General features: G+C 51.0%; 16 protein-coding genes. 6 read left to right on the forward strand and 10 right to left on the reverse strand.

Annotated elements, in window-relative coordinates:
• Positions 1 to 6: 6 nt before the first annotated feature.
• Complete coding sequence (locus N24_RS11635) at positions 7 to 438, reverse strand: DUF3052 domain-containing protein (protein WP_096457220.1); 432 nt, start codon at positions 436 to 438, stop codon at positions 7 to 9.
• Positions 439 to 1,125: 687 nt separating this feature from the next.
• Between N24_RS11635 and aceE the strand changes: the two genes are divergently transcribed.
• The gene (gene aceE, locus N24_RS11645; protein ID WP_096457223.1) at positions 1,126 to 3,894 is read left to right on the forward strand and encodes a pyruvate dehydrogenase (acetyl-transferring), homodimeric type; all 2,769 of its coding nucleotides are present in this window, start codon (positions 1,126 to 1,128) and stop codon (positions 3,892 to 3,894) included.
• 71 nt (positions 3,895 to 3,965) lie between these two features.
• Here aceE and N24_RS11650 read toward each other — a convergent pair whose 3' ends face one another.
• From N24_RS11650 to N24_RS11660, 3 genes are read right to left on the reverse strand one after another with little or no spacing between them, the layout of a single operon-like run.
• Entirely contained in the window at positions 3,966 to 4,757 is a 792-nt protein-coding gene (locus tag N24_RS11650; protein WP_096457226.1) for an ABC transporter ATP-binding protein, read from the reverse strand.
• A gap of 3 nt (positions 4,758 to 4,760) precedes the next feature.
• The gene (locus tag N24_RS11655; protein WP_096457229.1) at positions 4,761 to 5,654 is read right to left on the reverse strand and encodes an ABC transporter permease; all 894 of its coding nucleotides are present in this window, start codon (positions 5,652 to 5,654) and stop codon (positions 4,761 to 4,763) included.
• Positions 5,651 to 6,643 carry an ABC transporter substrate-binding protein gene (locus N24_RS11660; RefSeq protein ID WP_096457233.1) on the reverse strand — a complete coding sequence of 331 codons (993 nt, stop codon included), beginning with the start codon at positions 6,641 to 6,643 and terminating at the stop codon, positions 5,651 to 5,653. Before N24_RS11660 ends, N24_RS11655 begins: the two co-directional genes overlap by 4 nt.
• Positions 6,644 to 6,915: 272 nt before the next feature.
• On the opposite strand from N24_RS11660, the gene N24_RS16280 reads away from it, so the two are divergent.
• Positions 6,916 to 7,707, forward strand: a complete 792-nt coding sequence (locus tag N24_RS16280; protein WP_157736424.1) for a DUF1707 SHOCT-like domain-containing protein — start codon at positions 6,916 to 6,918, stop codon at positions 7,705 to 7,707.
• Between the two features lie 3 nt (positions 7,708 to 7,710).
• Here the strand turns inward: N24_RS16280 and N24_RS11670 are convergent, their stop codons facing one another.
• Positions 7,711 to 8,679 (reverse strand): alpha/beta fold hydrolase, encoded by a 969-nt coding sequence (locus tag N24_RS11670; protein ID WP_167382186.1) that lies wholly within the window; start codon positions 8,677 to 8,679, stop codon positions 7,711 to 7,713.
• A gap of 93 nt (positions 8,680 to 8,772) precedes the next feature.
• Between N24_RS11670 and N24_RS11675 the strand changes: the two genes are divergently transcribed.
• From N24_RS11675 to N24_RS11685, 3 genes are read left to right on the forward strand one after another with little or no spacing between them, the layout of a single operon-like run.
• A complete protein-coding gene (locus tag N24_RS11675; protein WP_096457239.1) occupies positions 8,773 to 9,042 on the forward strand; it encodes an acyl carrier protein in 270 nt (89 codons plus the stop codon).
• Between the two features lie 36 nt (positions 9,043 to 9,078).
• Positions 9,079 to 9,906, forward strand: a complete 828-nt coding sequence (locus N24_RS11680; protein ID WP_096457242.1) for an HAD-IIA family hydrolase — start codon at positions 9,079 to 9,081, stop codon at positions 9,904 to 9,906.
• Positions 9,907 to 9,931: 25 nt separating this feature from the next.
• Positions 9,932 to 10,969 (forward strand): App1 family protein, encoded by a 1,038-nt coding sequence (locus N24_RS11685; protein WP_096457246.1) that lies wholly within the window; start codon positions 9,932 to 9,934, stop codon positions 10,967 to 10,969.
• A gap of 502 nt (positions 10,970 to 11,471) precedes the next feature.
• Here N24_RS11685 and N24_RS11690 read toward each other — a convergent pair.
• From N24_RS11690 to N24_RS11705, 4 genes are all read right to left on the reverse strand, one after another.
• The gene (locus tag N24_RS11690) at positions 11,472 to 11,900 is read right to left on the reverse strand and encodes a hypothetical protein (protein ID WP_096457249.1); all 429 of its coding nucleotides are present in this window, start codon (positions 11,898 to 11,900) and stop codon (positions 11,472 to 11,474) included.
• Positions 11,901 to 12,217: 317 nt separating this feature from the next.
• The gene (locus tag N24_RS11695; protein ID WP_167382100.1) at positions 12,218 to 13,027 is read right to left on the reverse strand and encodes a serine hydrolase domain-containing protein; all 810 of its coding nucleotides are present in this window, start codon (positions 13,025 to 13,027) and stop codon (positions 12,218 to 12,220) included.
• A gap of 81 nt (positions 13,028 to 13,108) precedes the next feature.
• On the reverse strand, positions 13,109 to 13,681 hold the full coding sequence (locus tag N24_RS11700) for a DUF4274 domain-containing protein (protein ID WP_231910999.1): 573 nt from the start codon (positions 13,679 to 13,681) through the stop codon (positions 13,109 to 13,111).
• A gap of 37 nt (positions 13,682 to 13,718) precedes the next feature.
• Positions 13,719 to 13,928 carry a hypothetical protein gene (locus N24_RS11705; RefSeq protein ID WP_096457259.1) on the reverse strand — a complete coding sequence of 70 codons (210 nt, stop codon included), beginning with the start codon at positions 13,926 to 13,928 and terminating at the stop codon, positions 13,719 to 13,721.
• A gap of 24 nt (positions 13,929 to 13,952) precedes the next feature.
• Between N24_RS11705 and N24_RS16375 the strand changes: the two genes are divergently transcribed.
• On the forward strand, positions 13,953 to 14,762 hold the full coding sequence (locus tag N24_RS16375; RefSeq protein ID WP_231911000.1) for a hypothetical protein: 810 nt from the start codon (positions 13,953 to 13,955) through the stop codon (positions 14,760 to 14,762).
• Here the strand turns inward: N24_RS16375 and N24_RS16380 are convergent.
• Positions 14,759 to 16,273, reverse strand: coding sequence for a hypothetical protein (locus N24_RS16380; protein WP_167382101.1), 1,515 nt, complete (start codon positions 16,271 to 16,273; stop codon positions 14,759 to 14,761). The genes N24_RS16375 and N24_RS16380 overlap by 4 nt on opposite strands.
• Between the last annotated feature and the right edge of the window lie 148 nt (positions 16,274 to 16,421).

Below are 16,421 nucleotides of genomic sequence, written 5' to 3' on the forward strand. Positions count from 1 at the left end.
CGATTCTTATGACTTCTTGTTTCCACGCTGAACAAGGCAAGATCCCTGCCAAGCGCCGAGACGTTCCGCCTTGGTCTGCACCAGTCCTGCCAATTGAGCAGATTCGGAGATAACTCCTGGAGCTAGAGCCCCTTCTTTGCCAATCCCAGGGGTCAATACCCAAACTCGACCATTTTCAGCGAGGGAGCGGATGGAATCCACAAGTCCGTCGACGAGATCGCCGTCATCCTCGCGCCACCAGAGCAGCACGACATCGCACAGCTCGTCGGTTTCTTCATCGAGCAGTTCCTCACCGATTGCATCTTCGATGGACTCGCTGATCAGCGTGTCGGAATCTTCATCCCACCCAATTTCTTGGACGATATGACCCGATTGAATGCCGAGTAGTTGAGCATAATCCTGGGCACCCTGCTTGACTGCGCCCGGAGCGTCGGCCACTTTAATAATCCTCCTCATGTAGGCCCCAAAATTGTTACAGCTCCATGTTTTCAATATGGGACTGCGGGGCTATTGATATATCCGAATTGCACATTACCGCCCAACAGGCACTAAGAACCACCTTTCCTAGGATTTTTTTCCATTTCCTCCCCCATTTCGCTGTGATACATAAGTATCTCCTCGACCCCAACTATGAAAAGGAAAAGTTTTCGAAGTTAGATTTCCCATCCAATACATCAAAATGATTCGCCCAACCTTGTAAAAAATCGCAGAAATCTCACCGCAAGAATTCATCAAAAAGGACATCAGACCTGTAGTTTTATGCGTTTTAAATCGATCATGAGAGAAACATCACACTACCCTCAAACTTTTTAGAGAATATCTTTGCAAAACTTTGCAAAGGGTAATGAACTTGCAGCTAGTTTCCGTAGAAATGTTCTTTAAAAAATCCACAACAATTGCCAGGAAGCGCTCCAATTGAGCGTTCACCCAAATGGCAACGACTGCCCAACTGCCCTAGCGAGTCACTCAGTAAAACAAAACTTCGGTCTTGCGTATCCTTGTTAATAACTTATGCGTTAACTCGTTTGCGCCTTTTGGTGTGCCAGAATTTAGGTACGACCAAGGTTGAGGCCGGGAAACCGGGACGTATAAACGAAACAAAACATTCCAACAGGAGGTGTGGAAATGGCCGATCAAGCAAAACTTGGTGGCAAGCCCTCAGATGACTCTAACTTCGCGATGATCCGCGATGGCGTGGCATCTTATTTGAACGACTCTGATCCGGAGGAGACCAACGAGTGGATGGATTCCCTCGATGGACTACTCCAGGAGTCTTCTCCAGAACGTGCTCGTTACCTCATGCTTCGTTTGCTTGAGCGTGCATCTGCAAAGCGCGTATCTCTCCCCCCAATGACGTCTACCGATTACGTCAACACCATTCCAACCTCAATGGAACCTGATTTCCCAGGTGATGAGGAAATGGAAAAGCGCTACCGTCGTTGGATCCGCTGGAACGCAGCAATCATGGTTCACCGTGCGCAGCGTCCAGGCATTGGTGTTGGTGGACACATCTCCACTTATGCGGGTGCAGCCCCACTTTATGAAGTTGGATTCAACCACTTCTTCCGCGGCAAGGATCACCCAGGTGGAGGCGACCAGGTCTTCTTCCAGGGTCACGCATCACCAGGTATGTACGCACGCGCATTCATGGAGGGTCGTCTTTCCGAGGACGATCTAGATGGCTTCCGCCAGGAAGTGTCCCGCGAACAAGGTGGTATTCCTTCTTACCCACACCCACACGGAATGAAAGACTTCTGGGAGTTCCCAACCGTGTCCATGGGTCTTGGCCCAATGGATGCCATCTACCAGGCACGTTTCAACCGTTACCTCCACAACCGTGGCATCAAGGACACCTCCGACCAGCACGTCTGGGCATTCCTTGGTGATGGCGAAATGGATGAGCCAGAATCACGTGGCCTTATCCAGCAAGCCGCACTGAACAATCTGGACAACCTGACCTTCGTGGTCAACTGTAACCTGCAGCGTCTCGACGGACCTGTTCGCGGTAACACCAAGATCATTCAGGAACTCGAGTCCTTCTTCCGCGGCGCAGGTTGGTCTGTGATCAAGGTCGTTTGGGGTCGCGAGTGGGATGAACTTCTGGAAAAGGACCAAGATGGTGCACTTGTTGAGATCATGAACAACACCTCCGACGGTGATTACCAGACCTTCAAGGCTAACGACGGCGCATACGTTCGTGAGCACTTCTTCGGACGTGACCCACGCACTGCAAAGCTCGTTGAGAACATGACCGATGAGGAAATCTGGAAACTCCCACGTGGTGGACACGATTACCGCAAGGTCTACGCAGCTTACAAGCGCGCTCTAGAGACCAAGGATCGCCCAACCGTGATTCTTGCTCACACCATTAAGGGCTACGGACTTGGCCACAACTTCGAGGGCCGTAACGCAACCCACCAGATGAAGAAGCTCACGCTTGATGATCTGAAGCTGTTCCGCGACAAGCAGGGCATCCCAATCACTGATGAGCAACTGGAGAAGGATCCTTACCTTCCTCCTTACTACCACCCAGGTGAAGACGCTCCTGAAATTAAGTACATGAAGGAACGTCGTGCAGCACTTGGTGGTTACCTGCCTGAACGTCGCGAGAACTACGAACCTCTTCAGGTTCCACCACTGGACAAGCTTCGTTCAGTACGTAAGGGTTCTGGTAAGCAGCAGATTGCTACCACCATGGCAACAGTGCGTACCTTCAAGGAATTGATGCGCGATAAGGGTCTGGCAGATCGCTTAGTCCCAATCATTCCTGATGAAGCACGTACCTTCGGTTTGGACTCCTGGTTCCCAACCCTGAAGATCTACAACCCGCACGGTCAAAACTACGTGCCAGTTGACCACGATCTGATGCTCTCCTACCGTGAAGCTGCCGAAGGCCAGATCCTGCACGAAGGCATCAACGAGGCCGGTTCCATGGCATCGTTTATTGCTGCAGGTACTTCTTACGCCACCCACGGCAAGGCCATGGTTCCGATTTACATCTTCTACTCGATGTTCGGATTCCAGCGCACCGGTGACTCCATCTGGGCAGCAGCCGATCAAATGGCACGTGGCTTCCTGCTGGGTGCTACTGCAGGCCGCACCACCCTGACCGGTGAAGGCCTCCAGCACATGGATGGACACTCACCTGTCTTGGCTTCCACCAACCCAGGCGTAGAGACCTATGACCCAGCGTTCTCCTACGAGATCGCTCACCTGGTTCACCGTGGAATTGACCGCATGTATGGACCAGATAAGGGTGAAGATGTCATCTACTACATCACCATCTACAACGAGCCAACTCCTCAGCCAGCTGAGCCAGAAGGACTAGACGTAGAAGGCCTACACAAGGGCATCTACCTGTACTCCCGTGGTGAAGGTACTGGGCATGAAGCAAATATCTTGGCTTCTGGTGTCGGTATGCAGTGGGCGCTCAAGGCACAAGAAATCCTCGAGGCAGATTACGGAGTTCGTGCCAACATTTACTCCGCTACCTCATGGGTTAACCTTGCTCGCGATGGTGCTGCACGCAACAAGGAGCTGCTGCGCAACCCAGGTTCTGATGTCGGAGAGGCATTTGTCACCACCCAGCTAAAGCAGACTTCCGGCCCATACGTTGCCGTTTCTGACTTCTCCACTGATCTGCCAAACCAGATCCGTGAATGGGTTCCAGGCGACTACACCGTGCTTGGTGCAGACGGATTCGGATTCTCCGATACCCGCCCTGCAGCTCGTCGTTTCTTCAACATCGATGCTGAGTCTGTCGTCGTTGCCGTGCTGAATTCCCTGGCACGCGAAGGCAAGATCGACGTCTCCGTAGCTGCTCAGGCTGCGAAGAAGTTCAAGCTAGACGATCCAACTAGCGTTTCCGTGGATCCAAACGCTCCTGAGGAATAAACCACCTAAGGATAGATAAATCCCGCCGCCGGACGTTAGTCTGGCGGCGGGATTCGTCGTAAAGCAAGCTTTTAGCCGAGGAACGCCTTGTCGGACAATGTTGCGCCCTTGATGTTGGCAAATTCCTGCAGCAAATCACGCACCGTCAACTTCGACTTCGTTGCTTGATCTGCTTCATAGACAATCTTTCCTTCATGCATCATGATCAACCGGTTGCCCAGGCGAATCGCCTGTTCCATGTTGTGGGTAACCATGAGAGTGGTCAAATTGCCGTCGGCCACAATCTTTTCAGTCAAGGTCGTAACCAGCTCGGCACGCTGCGGATCAAGCGCTGCGGTGTGCTCGTCCAACAACATGATCTTCGGCTGTGTGAAACCAGCCATGAGCAGTGACAACGCCTGGCGCTGACCACCTGAAAGCAACCCGACCTTGGCAGTAAGCCTGTTTTCCAAGCCTAACTCGAGGCGCTCAAGCTCTTGTTTGAATAATTCGCGACGCTTTGAAGACAGCGCAAGCCCCAAGCCTCGACGCTTACCGCGCAGCAAGGCGATCGCCAGGTTTTCTTCAATGGTGAGATTTGGAGCAGTACCTGCTAAAGGGTCCTGGAAAACTCGGCCAATGTAGCGGGCACGCTTGTGCTCCGACATTTTATTGACCTTGTTTCCATCGATGGAGATCGTGCCGGAATCCACAATCAACCGGCCTGAGACCGCATTCAGCATGGTGGATTTTCCGGCACCGTTGGAGCCGATGACAGTGACAAAATCTCCTTCCGCCATCTCCAACTTAAGGCTCTGCAAAGCTCGACGCTCATTGACAGTGCCTGGGAAAAATGTTTTAGAAATTCCGTTGATGGATAACATTTTTTAAGCCTCCACTCCCACTGGTTGAGCCTTTGGTTTAGGTGCTTTGGAGAACTTAGCGCGCCACCTAGGCAACAGCATGGCAACCACCACCAAGATCGCTGAAATTGCTTTCATATCGTTGGGGTCTAATCCAAGGCGCAGCGCGGCGAAGATGATGAGTCGGTATGCGATTGCACCAACAATCACTGCAAGAACCGCCAACCACACGCGACGTTGACCGAAAATTGCTTGACCCAAGATAACCGAGGCAAGGCCGATAACAATGAGGCCAATGCCCATCGAAATATCTGCAAAGCCCTGGTACTGGGCGATAAGAGCACCAGCAAGACCGACAAAACCATTAGACAAGGAGATGGTAAGAATTTTGGTGAAATCAGTTGACACGCCAAAGGACTGCACCATCGGACCATTGTCACCAGTCGACCGCAACGACAAACCAATGTCGGTGTTGAGGAACCAGATTACAATAAGCCCTAAAATAGCCACCGCCACAGCCAAAATAGCTGGTCCTGCCCACGTACCTAAAAGACCAGCATCACGAAGCGGAGTGAAAAGGTTATCGGTGCGCAACAGCGGCACGTTGGCACCGCCCATAATGCGCAAGTTCACCGACCACAACGCAATCATGGTCAAAATACCGGCAAGCAAACCATCGATTTTGCCCTTGGTGTGCAGCAAACCCGTGATCATGCCAGCTAAAAAGCCCGTGAAAAATCCAGCAACAGTAGCCAAAATCGGATGCCAGCCAGACATCAGAGCCATGGCTGCGGTAGCCGCACCGGTGGTGAGGCTACCGTCAACGGTGAGGTCGGGGAAATTGAGCACACGGAACGTCAAATAGACACCCAGTGCGACAACTCCGTATAAAAGTCCGAACTCAAAAGCGCCGATCATACGCGGTCGGCCTTATCCAAAATCTCTTGAGGAATCTCTACCCCCTGGCGCTCAGCAGCGTCCTCATTGATCACATAAGTGAACTCAGTTGCAGTCTCCACAGGCATGGTTGCTGGGTCCTCACCGTCTTGCAGAATACGCAGAGCCATTTCACCGGTCTGGCGGCCAAGCTCGGTGTAATCAATACCCAACGTTGCTAGCGCGCCACCTTCAACGGTGCCAGCTTCAGCAGCAATCACAGGGATCTGCTTTTGCTCTGCAACCTGGACAAGGGAAGAGATGCCGGAAACCACCATGTTGTCAGTTGGTACGTAGATGACATCAACATCGCCCAAGGCCTCAACAGCCTGCTGAATTTCATTGACGGTGGTGACAGTCTGGGTCTTTACTGAAAGTCCCAGTGGCTCTGCTGCCTTGGTGACTTCATCAACCTGGACCTGGGAGTTAACCTCACCAGATGCGTACACAATGCCGATGGATTCAGCATCAGGAACCAACTGCTGCAAAAGCTCTAGCTGCTGCTCGATTGGTGCGATATCGGAAGTACCGGTGACATTGCCACCTGGAGCTTCATTGGAATCAACCAGCTCAGCGGAAACTGCATCAGTGACAGCGGTGAACAGCACTGGAATGTTGGTGATGTTTTGTGCCGTCGCCTGGGCTGCAGGGGTAGCCACAGCCAACACCAGATCCAGGTTGTCAGACGCAAACTGCTGAGAAATAGTTAGTGCAGTACCCTGCTCACCGTTGGCATTTTGCTCATCAAAGGTGACGTCAACGCCCGCCTCTTCAAAAGCTTCCTTGAATCCTGCGGTTGCTGCATCAAGCGCAGGGTGCTGAACGAGCTGGTTAATGCCAACCCGGTAGGAATCGCCACTAGCAGAATCATTGGATGCAGCGCTATCGCTAGAATCGCTTGAGCACGATGCCAATGCCAAAGCACCTACGGTAAAGATGCTTGCGAGTACCTTCGAACGAGAAGAAAACATGGCACATCTCCTTAAAAGTGTTAAGTGTTAAAAGGGGCAGACAGCGTCAGCACATGTCTCGATTCAGATCCATATGTGAATTGCCTCATGGTTGAACTTACTTGTTCAACCAGTCATATGCGCAATTTCTCCAGCGCACCCAAGCCAAACGGGTGCACCATTTAAAATCAACTGTGCTACGTAGGGGTGTTTTACCTTGTCGATTCAATTCATATGGTTTAGAAAAGAACTTTCCCCCATTATGAATTTCACGGACTAGAGTAGGGAGCACCATGAACGTTTCCTCAAATAAACCCAGTGACTCTGACCGCGAATACCTTCAATCAGAACTCACCCGGCTCGTTGGCCAGGGACGACTCGATTTAGATACGTACCAAAATGTGGTTGACACTGTTTGGTCTACGGATGATCTAGGCGAGTTGATGAGGATCCGTGCCCGCTATCTTGGAGGACCTCAATTACCTCCACAAACCCCACCCCAGCATTATGGGCAACCAAGCTACGGCCAGTCTGGAGTGGGCTACCAAAATCTCCCCCAGCAGCAACCGGGCTACTACCCCACTCCGCATGAAACACACATGCAGCAGCCTCCGATGCACCAGCCACCTACCAGACCACAGCAATATCAGCCGGGTCCACAAGGGGGAATTCCGGTAGGTGGGCACTTGCCGCAAAATGGCCCTGAATATAGCCCAGAGCCTGAAACTTCAACGATGGGTTCTATCCAAAAATCTGGAGAATGGCTTGTTCCTGCCTATTCTGCCTACAAGCTCAATGGTGCTGATTTATTCCTAGACATCCGTCACGCTACTGCCGCGGCACCAATTATTACCTTTGATGTAAATATGACCATGGCATCCATGACGCTCATTGTTCCACCGGGTGTTCATGTTGAAGTACAAATGTCGTCCAAGAATTGGTCAGATTTTAAAGTACAGACGTCTAATCCCATCCCCGGTGCTCCACGCGTGATCATCACTGGTGTGTCCAGAGCTTCTGGGTTGAAGGTGTTAACCAAACACCCGAATGAGCCTTTCGGGTTTTGGCAGAAAATGTTTGAGTAACTCCTAGGTTTGATCAATCACATCCAAAATATTGCCAATCGCGTTGTTTAAAATTCCCGGAGCTTCTAAGGGGAGCATATGCCCTGCTCCTTCGGCGATTTGAAGCCGAGCTCCAGGCCAAACCTCACAGATCCTATCGGCTTGTCCGATTGGTGTGACATCATCTAATTCACCGGCTAACACATAGCCATTGAGGCCTTCCAAAGCAGGAGCTGCATCAAGCTCTTCGTGTTCTTGGAGGTCGTCGAAAAAACCCACAAAGGTATCCAGCGGAGTTTCGTGAATCATCGCTGCGTGAAAATTAATGACTTCATCATTGGTGTCACGTTGGAATACCGCAGTAGCTAAGGTGGGCGCTAGAAATTTGGTGGCGTATTGGCGAAATTTCTGTGCATCGTTGGGGGCTGCTTCAACGACGTTTTTCACGTTGTCAGCAATCGGTGATGCCAACACCTGCGGAAGTCCCTGTGTGGATAGGGATTCAATCGATGTTGCCACAAGAACCATTCCGACGATTCTTTGCCGAAGTTCAGCATCTGCACGTTTCACCAGGTTGAGTGCAGTAAGCCCTCCTAAAGAATGTCCCACCAAAATCAGCAGGCCCGTTGGGGCGTGTTCGTGGATGGCTGCAAGTACATCATTTGCGGTGCCTTCGATGGTGCAGAGCTCCGGGCGAACCCCGCCGGTGGCGCCGTGGCCGCGGGCGTCGATAAGCACGCTTCTAACCTGCGGATAGTGGGCCTGCAAGTAATCTACCTGCATGTAATACACCTCAGCGGCGAGGGTAAAACCGTGGATAAACACGACAGTTGCGGTGGCGTTTTCTTCCGGTCCAACCATATAGGTGTGGATGTTGATGCCATCGGATTCCACAACCGTATGCTTATCCACGTGTTTTAGACCTGGCGTGCGGTTTTTGCTGTATTCCAACCCGCGTTCTAAAAGAAGCCTTCGACGACCATTCGGTGTCATTGTTAATCGTGCTTTGTGGGCCGTTCCCCGCAGTCGACCGCGTTGTTTATCCATAAGTCATAGCCTACAAGTGCTTTGAGGTAGTTTGGGGTAATGGATTTAAACGACCTGAACACTACTGAAGCCCCAAATGTTTTTTCTCAACTGGCTCAAATTTTGCAGAATGTAGATGGCGTAGCTGCAGAAAGTGTTTCACCAGAGTCCCGCTTTGTTGATGATCTAGCGATAAGTTCACTTAATTACATCGAATTAATTGTCAACGTAGAAGATGCCTTTGGTGTTCGCATTGAAGATGCCGATGCCAAAGATTTCACCACCGTGCAGGATCTGATTGATTTTATTAACACAAACAAGGTTGATTAGCCGGAAATTATTTCTGAAAAAAGGAACAATGGTGTTATGACAGTAAACATTTCGTATCTGACCGACATGGATGGCGTCCTTATCAAAGAGGGCGAGATGATCCCAGGTGCAGATCGTTTTCTTCAGTCTCTCACCGCGAACAATGTGGAGTTTATGGTTTTAACCAACAACTCCATTTTCACTCCTCGAGATCTATCAGCGCGTCTGCGCACCTCAGGTTTGGAGATTCCTCCAGAGCGCATTTGGACCTCTGCAACTGCCACGGCTCATTTTTTGAAAAGCCAAGTCAAAGAAGGCACCGCGTATGTTGTCGGCGAGTCCGGTTTAACCACCGCGCTGCATACCGCCGGCTGGATTTTAACCGATTCAAATCCCGAGTTTGTTGTCTTAGGTGAAACCCGCACCTATTCCTTCGAAGCGATCACCACTGCTATTAACTTGATTCTGGGCGGTGCGCGTTTCATTTGCACCAACCCTGATGTCACCGGGCCGTCACCAAGCGGCATTTTGCCAGCAACAGGATCCGTGGCCGCGCTTATTACAGCTGCAACTGGGGCAGAACCGTATTACATCGGTAAGCCAAATCCTGTCATGATGCGCAGTGCGTTGAACACCATCGGTGCGCACTCCGAACACACTGTCATGATTGGTGACCGCATGGATACTGATGTGAAGTCTGGTCTGGAAGCCGGACTGCGGACCATTCTTGTTCGAAGCGGAATTTCCGATGACGCCGAGATCCGTCGCTACCCCTTCCGCCCAACTCACGTGATCAATTCCATAGCTGACCTTGCAGATCGCTGGGATGACCCCTTCAACGACGGTGCATTTTTTGTTGATGATCAGCAGCAGCCCTCGGAGTAAGCCAACAATGTCTACTCTGTAAATCATGGCATTTGCAGACATTGTGCGCAGCATCGAAAACCGCAGCAACACCGCAGCCCTAAAATGGTCCACTAAAAAGGGCTGGCAGCCCGAAGTCACCGGTTTTTCCGGCTACGGCTCCGGGCGTCGGGTGCGCGTGCTTGCGCGTGTGCTCATGTCCAACCCCGAAAAATTGCTTATCGACGCCCCCTCCCACTCAATTACCCAACGAGCACAGCGTGGCTGGCGACAATTCTTCACCATCCAAGTCCCAAATCTCCCAGTCACTGTCACCGTGGGTGAAAAGACAATCGCCTCTGTCACCAACCACAACGGCTACGTCGACTTGTTGGTAGAAGACCACGGTTTAAAACCCGGCTGGCATACCGTTAGTATCCAAGCCGAAGGCTCTAAACCTACAGACGCCCGAGTTTTAATCGTCGACGATTCCGCACGCATAGGACTTATTTCTGACATCGATGACACCATCATGGTCACCTGGTTACCCCGCGCCCTCCTTGCAGCCTGGAACTCCTGGGTACTACACACCAACACCCGCAAGCCTGTCCCAGGAATGAACCGCTTCTACGAGGCCTTACTCAAAGATCACCCCGAAGCCCCCGTGTTCTACCTTTCCACCGGCGCATGGAATACCTTTGAAACCCTCCAAAGCTTCATCAACAAGCACAAACTCCCCGACGGACCAATGCTGCTCACCGACTGGGGTCCCACCCCAACCGGTCTTTTCCGCTCAGGGCAAGAACACAAAAAGGTCCAATTGCGCAACCTCTTTATCGAATACCCCGACATGAAATGGATCCTCGTCGGCGACGATGGCCAACACGATCCCCTCATTTTTAGCGAAGCAGTAGAAGAACACCCCAACCGCATCGCAGGCGTCGCGATCCGACAACTCTCTCCCAGTGAACACGTGCTTTCCCACGGCACTACAGCCTCATTATCTACAATCACCACCAACGGCGGCCAAGGTGTACCAGTTGTTCATGGCAAAGATGGCTATGAACTGCTCAAACGCTACGAAACAAACCCTTTCGTTTCATGATTTAGAGATTCTGAAGATCTTCTTGTGGCTATCTTTGAGCGATACGAGGCGTTTATCGCGCATTTAAGGCGTCGAGTTTTTCAAACGTACATTCCCCTGGGATGGTGCATAAGAGTGCGTTAAACGGCCGTACAGCGACTCGGAATTTTTGGGGCTCACACTGATTTTTCTACGTAACCAAACATACGTGCCAAGAAATCCAGATTTTGTAGATCTTTGGCACTCCAGTCTGGTCCACACCTGGTCCACACCTTCCAAAACCAAACATACGTGCCAAGAAAACTGGAATTCCCGAAATCTTGTCACCCATGTTTGGTCGCGTGCTGGTCGCGTGCTGCAAAGTGCAACTCCCACGCGTAATGCAGCAGAGTCGAAACCGACGCGCACACGATCCCAGACCTGCACAAACAGACCAAAGCCCGTGGGGCCTCCCTCTTCCTCTAGAGAGGCCCCACGGGCTGGTCTACTAAAACCCCATGAGAGCTAATGAAGCGTTAACTTTTTAGTCAACGATTCGCAGCTCAACTTCAAACCGGTGCTCATCCGCCAGAGATTCCAGCACGCCTCGAAGTTTATCGAGTTCATGTGGAGTTCCGGTGATCACCTCTCGGCATTCAGTGAGGCCGAGTTCAAATGGATCACGGCGCCAGGCAGTGAACCATCGTGCGGTGAGCGGGTCCTTGTTGGAGCCAGATAGCTCCGAAGGACTCGGAATACACACAACCATTGCAGATTCCACAGTCTGACGTAGTTCTTTAGGCATTCCGCTGATCTCAAGAACAGCGGTGTGCATTGGTCGAGATACATCTTCAAAAGATTCTGCTACGGAGGTTTTTAGTTGGGGCAACCCCATGTCCTCCCAGAAGTCTGCCGTGAGCAAATCCGCCTGATGACGGGTCCGGGTGGGCACGGTTAATGCATTGTTCGTCATGTTCGGTTTCCTTCGGCAACACTTAACTTTCTCCAGAAACCGCAAACATTTAGAAAACAATTGCGGTATCTAAAGGAAGTAAGACGAGGTTCGTCTTCCCCAACGGCCTCTGCGTGCGTCTAAATTCCTTCGATGACTACAACCGCGATTGTGGTTCAGTTTGAGCACCCCGGCAACCCTCAACTTCAGCTTTAACCCCCATTTACTAAAGCTAAAGTTAAGGTTTAAACTTGATAACATTTCAGACGTTTTCGCATTTCACAGAGATAACATCTGTAACATTAGGCATCATCAAGCACTATAATTGCGTCAAAAGTTTATGAATTTAACTCAGCCCAAACCTGATCATTGAACTTCGTCCACAACGGTTTTGCCCATGGTCCAAAATCCCGGTCGGTTAAAACAACCCCGACTTGACCTGAGTCTGGAACCGTCCACAAAAATGTTCCTGACTGACCAAAATGCCCAACAGTATTTTCTGGCATTGAATTACCGGTCCAATGTGGCGATTTCTGCCCCTTGATTTCAAAGCCCAACCCCCACGGGCATGGCTTTTGCATTCCATAACCGGGAACAGTGCCAATCAATTCAGGGAACTGTACTTGGAAGGCCTCTGAAAGCGTCTCTGAGGAAATCAATGTTGGTGCAATGAGTTCTTGTCCAAACTTAGTCAGATCAGCCACCGTGCTTCGAGCTTCATGCCCCGCAGACCCCCACAATTCAGAATTTTCCATCCCCAATGGGATAAAGACAGCCTCTCGAAGATATTCCGCAAATGGCATTTCAGCTTCCGCCGCAACAGCATCAGCCAAAATATCCATACCTGCGGAAGAATAAATACGACGCTCCCCCACACCCTTTTCGGCAACTGGCTTATCAAAAGCCACACCAGAAGCATGGGAAAGCAGGTGCCTCACCGTGGATCCTTCCGGCCCCATCGGAGAATCAAGCTCGAAAACTCCCTCCTCGATAGCTACCAAGAAACCATAAGTGGCCAGGAGTTTTGTTACACTCATGAGTTCAAAAACACGATCGACGTCACCGAAAGTTTGCACGGCGCCATCGGAGATGACACTGGCCGAAACGTTGTCGACAGGCCAAGATTCAAGCGTCTTAAAACTCTGCATGAGTCCAGACCTTAGCAACTAATCTGTTAAACCCCTGGCAACACAACGGAGTGTGTTAAGAAATTTCTTCTACACCTTTTTCTAAAGTTCTGGTTGGAGGAAAGCCTCTTCAAAATTCTTGAGTGCAAATTTGGTCTTCCCGGCACAGATTTTACGTTGGCGCTCCGTCAATGCCTCGTCGTCGAGGTTGAAAAATCCCGTGTCAAAGCGGTTAGCACCCCTGGGGTAGGTCTGTTTGCGGAGCCCTTCGACCAGAGTGGTGCAGTAGTCCATGATTCTGCCGAATTCCACTGGGTCGTTCTCTTCGGTGCTGGCGTACAGCTCGGCGATCGCTGATTCTTCGTCGGAATAATGGATTTGGGCGGTGTCATCGATGTCCCAAAACAGGCGAAGAGCTAGCGCTCGGTCGCATTTGGGGTGCCTGACAACTGCGAGGGGAACCGCGAAGCCGTCATCCCAGTTGTATTCGTTGATAATTTCCCACAGTGCGGTTTCATCTGAGAGGTCTGCGATTGCGGCAGGCAGGTTGGCTTGGGTCATGGCGGGGATCCTCCATTTTTCCGCAGCGTTTTCTAGGCGAGCGTAGCTAGTTGATGAGGGGTGGCGTCGATAAGCGTGACCGGGCAGGGTCGGTGAGATGATCGAGGTAGCCATCGGGATCAATGACGTTTCATAAGGCTTCACTGTTTGTTCAGGATCGGGTGTAGCGATGAAACTCCGTCAGCTGCGGGCTAAGCGGTAGCTTTGCGTGACCGCACAGCAATGGTCCGAATTCTGCTGCCCAATCCGCTTGCTCGGAAGAAATTCTGAGGGCGTCCAAGGTGTCTGTGATTGACACGGTTTCGGTGGCGGCCTCGATGACTTGGGCCCAGGCATCACCGAAAGGGACCGTATAACTCATGAGTTTTATTGTATTCTGACATGCGTGAATAACGCTCCCGAATGGCTCGTTACCCAAGATAATTCCGAGGATCTAGGTTTTGCGTTCGATTGCCTCATCGTTGGTGCAATCACTCTTGATGAACTCAAAGAATGGATTTATCGAGTCATCGTGGAAATGGATGAATTCCCCGACTATTTGATCGACATCACCGATGTCAGTCATAAGTTCAATCTTATTCGCGGCTACCAGGATATTGTTGGTTTTTGGCCTTACTCGACACTAAAACGCACCGAAGAAGCTGCATTGGTGGGAATTGCTTACGCCCGTTTCCCTGATACCCGCGACGATTCCATCAGCCGTGGCAAAGCACGATCAGCGTTGGAGAAATCCACGGGCCTTCAAGAGCGTTTCGCGCGTCATTTTCCTGCAATTTCCATACCTGTCGATACGGGTGATGCTGCAGACATTCTCGTATCAGGTTGGTGGCTTTCAGGTTCTAAAAAGAAGATCCTGACTGCAGCGGAAATCCAGACCTTATTTATCAACCGATTGGCAACAGGCCCATTGAGCACTCAATTGGAAACTGATACCGGGTTGAAACTACAGGTGGCGACCAATCGAGAGCGTATGAAGATCACTCTCATTGAACCTAATGGCACATCAGGACATGCCACAGACACCCAAGCCGGCAAGGGTTCAAGGGGTGGCTTCCTCCTGGACAATGGTCAAGAAGAAGAATACGACGATGTCGACACCGTCACAATCCCCAATGCGCTCAAGGTCATCGCTTACATTCTTACCCACGGAACTCCACCTCAAGAAGGCTGGAAGGTAGACGTGTTGGGGCGTTAGTCCTCGATGAGTTCTTCACCCACCACGATCGCCTGCTGTATTTCTTCTGAGCTAGCTCCTGCTGCTTCGCATAGTTTTTCCAGCGCAACAACGATATCTTCCCGCTCCCCTGCATCAATGAAATTCTTCTTTGCGGCGAGCTGGTTGATGCTTGCGATGAAGCTACGCAGGGTTTCTTGTAACGGAGCGTGGTCTGGGGCCTTTGTTGAGGTTCTGATAGTTCGAAGGGTCTCTTTGTAAATATTTCCAGCCTTTTTCGCAGCAGACGTCGGAATATGGGGATTTTCGCCCCAGTGTCTCAGCGGATTGTCAATATTTTCCGCCAACCACCCCGGCTTCCGCGGACCGCGGATATCCACCCACGCAGGCACCCGGCGCTTCATCAACTCTTTTCCTGCTTGAGCAACATCCGCAGGTACTGAATTCATCAATAATGCGTCCAACGCAGGCATTTGTTCTTGCGTTCGTTTACCTGGCCACTGCTGTGCGCTCCAGCCGAAAAGATCCTGCAGCCTTAAAGTGTGTAACTCTTTGAGCTTCAAAAGATCCTGGGCGTTTTGGATGATTCCAGGTTTGCCCCACAGTTGTAGCGCACGCAGTCCCGGAAAGTCTTCCGCAATCTGTGCGATATCCAAATGTTCAATCTCACTAATTTGCAGCAATCGTAGATTGTCCACACCAGTAATCCGTGGCAACTTCTTTTTTGCGACTATGTCCAATTCAGCACCGTCACGGGGTGTGGCAATACGAAGTTCCTGCGTGGGGTCTTCAGCGTGGATCGTGAGTTGCTCAATTGTATGTGGAAGATGGACCTCCCCGACACTTGCAAGGTCAACAGTTAAATCTTTCAATTGGCTTTGCCTAAGGTCGAGCGTGGCGCGGCGCGAAAAATCAGGCAGAGACAGCACTACAAGATTTGGTAGCGCTCGGACTAGCGACTCTACAGTTTCTACAGACGCAGGTATTCCCCTCATAGTTAACGTGTATAGCCCCGCGATCTGGGAAAACTGCAAAATATCAAAATCAGGTTCAAAATGGGCTTGCGATGCAAAAAATGAATGCGTCGACGTGTGTAGTTGAACAGGGTCACCAGCCACCGTAGTGGGAGTTGTTGAAGCCCACGTTGCTCCATCCAATTGAACTATCCGGGCAGATTGAGGTGTAACTACCGGCTCTTGGTTGAAACGCAAGCTATAAGTGTGAACTTGAGCTCGGGTATTCCACTGTTCACCAACCCTCGTGTCCACAGGTGCACGCAACTCACCATGATCAACTTTCACTGTCCCAGGTGGAGGCGGTCCGGTAACCCGATATACATAGGGTCGATTTTCTCCCAATAGTGGCGCGTGGAAGAGTTCACCAGCCATAGGCTTCTGCTCCCCGAACCAATTCAGAGCAACGACTATGTTTCCACCACGCCCCTGCCCTAGAAATTGCCAAGCCACCCATTTCTCAATGCGTGGTTCAAAGCATGCGAAATAGTCACCTGCAGAAAACCCTCGGACGCTCATTCCCCCAAAACTACTACGCTGACCACAAACACACCGTCACCCCTATCAATCTCACATTAGGTAAGACTAACCTTAAGTCTTGCAGGTGAGTGCGTCCCTTTTATTAAGCTGCGCCTCTCTCATTCCACGCTATATACCTTGAACATCC

The sequence above is a fragment of the Corynebacterium suranareeae genome (assembly GCF_002355155.1).
In the GTDB taxonomy this organism is placed as follows: Bacteria; Actinomycetota; Actinomycetes; order Mycobacteriales; family Mycobacteriaceae; genus Corynebacterium; species Corynebacterium suranareeae.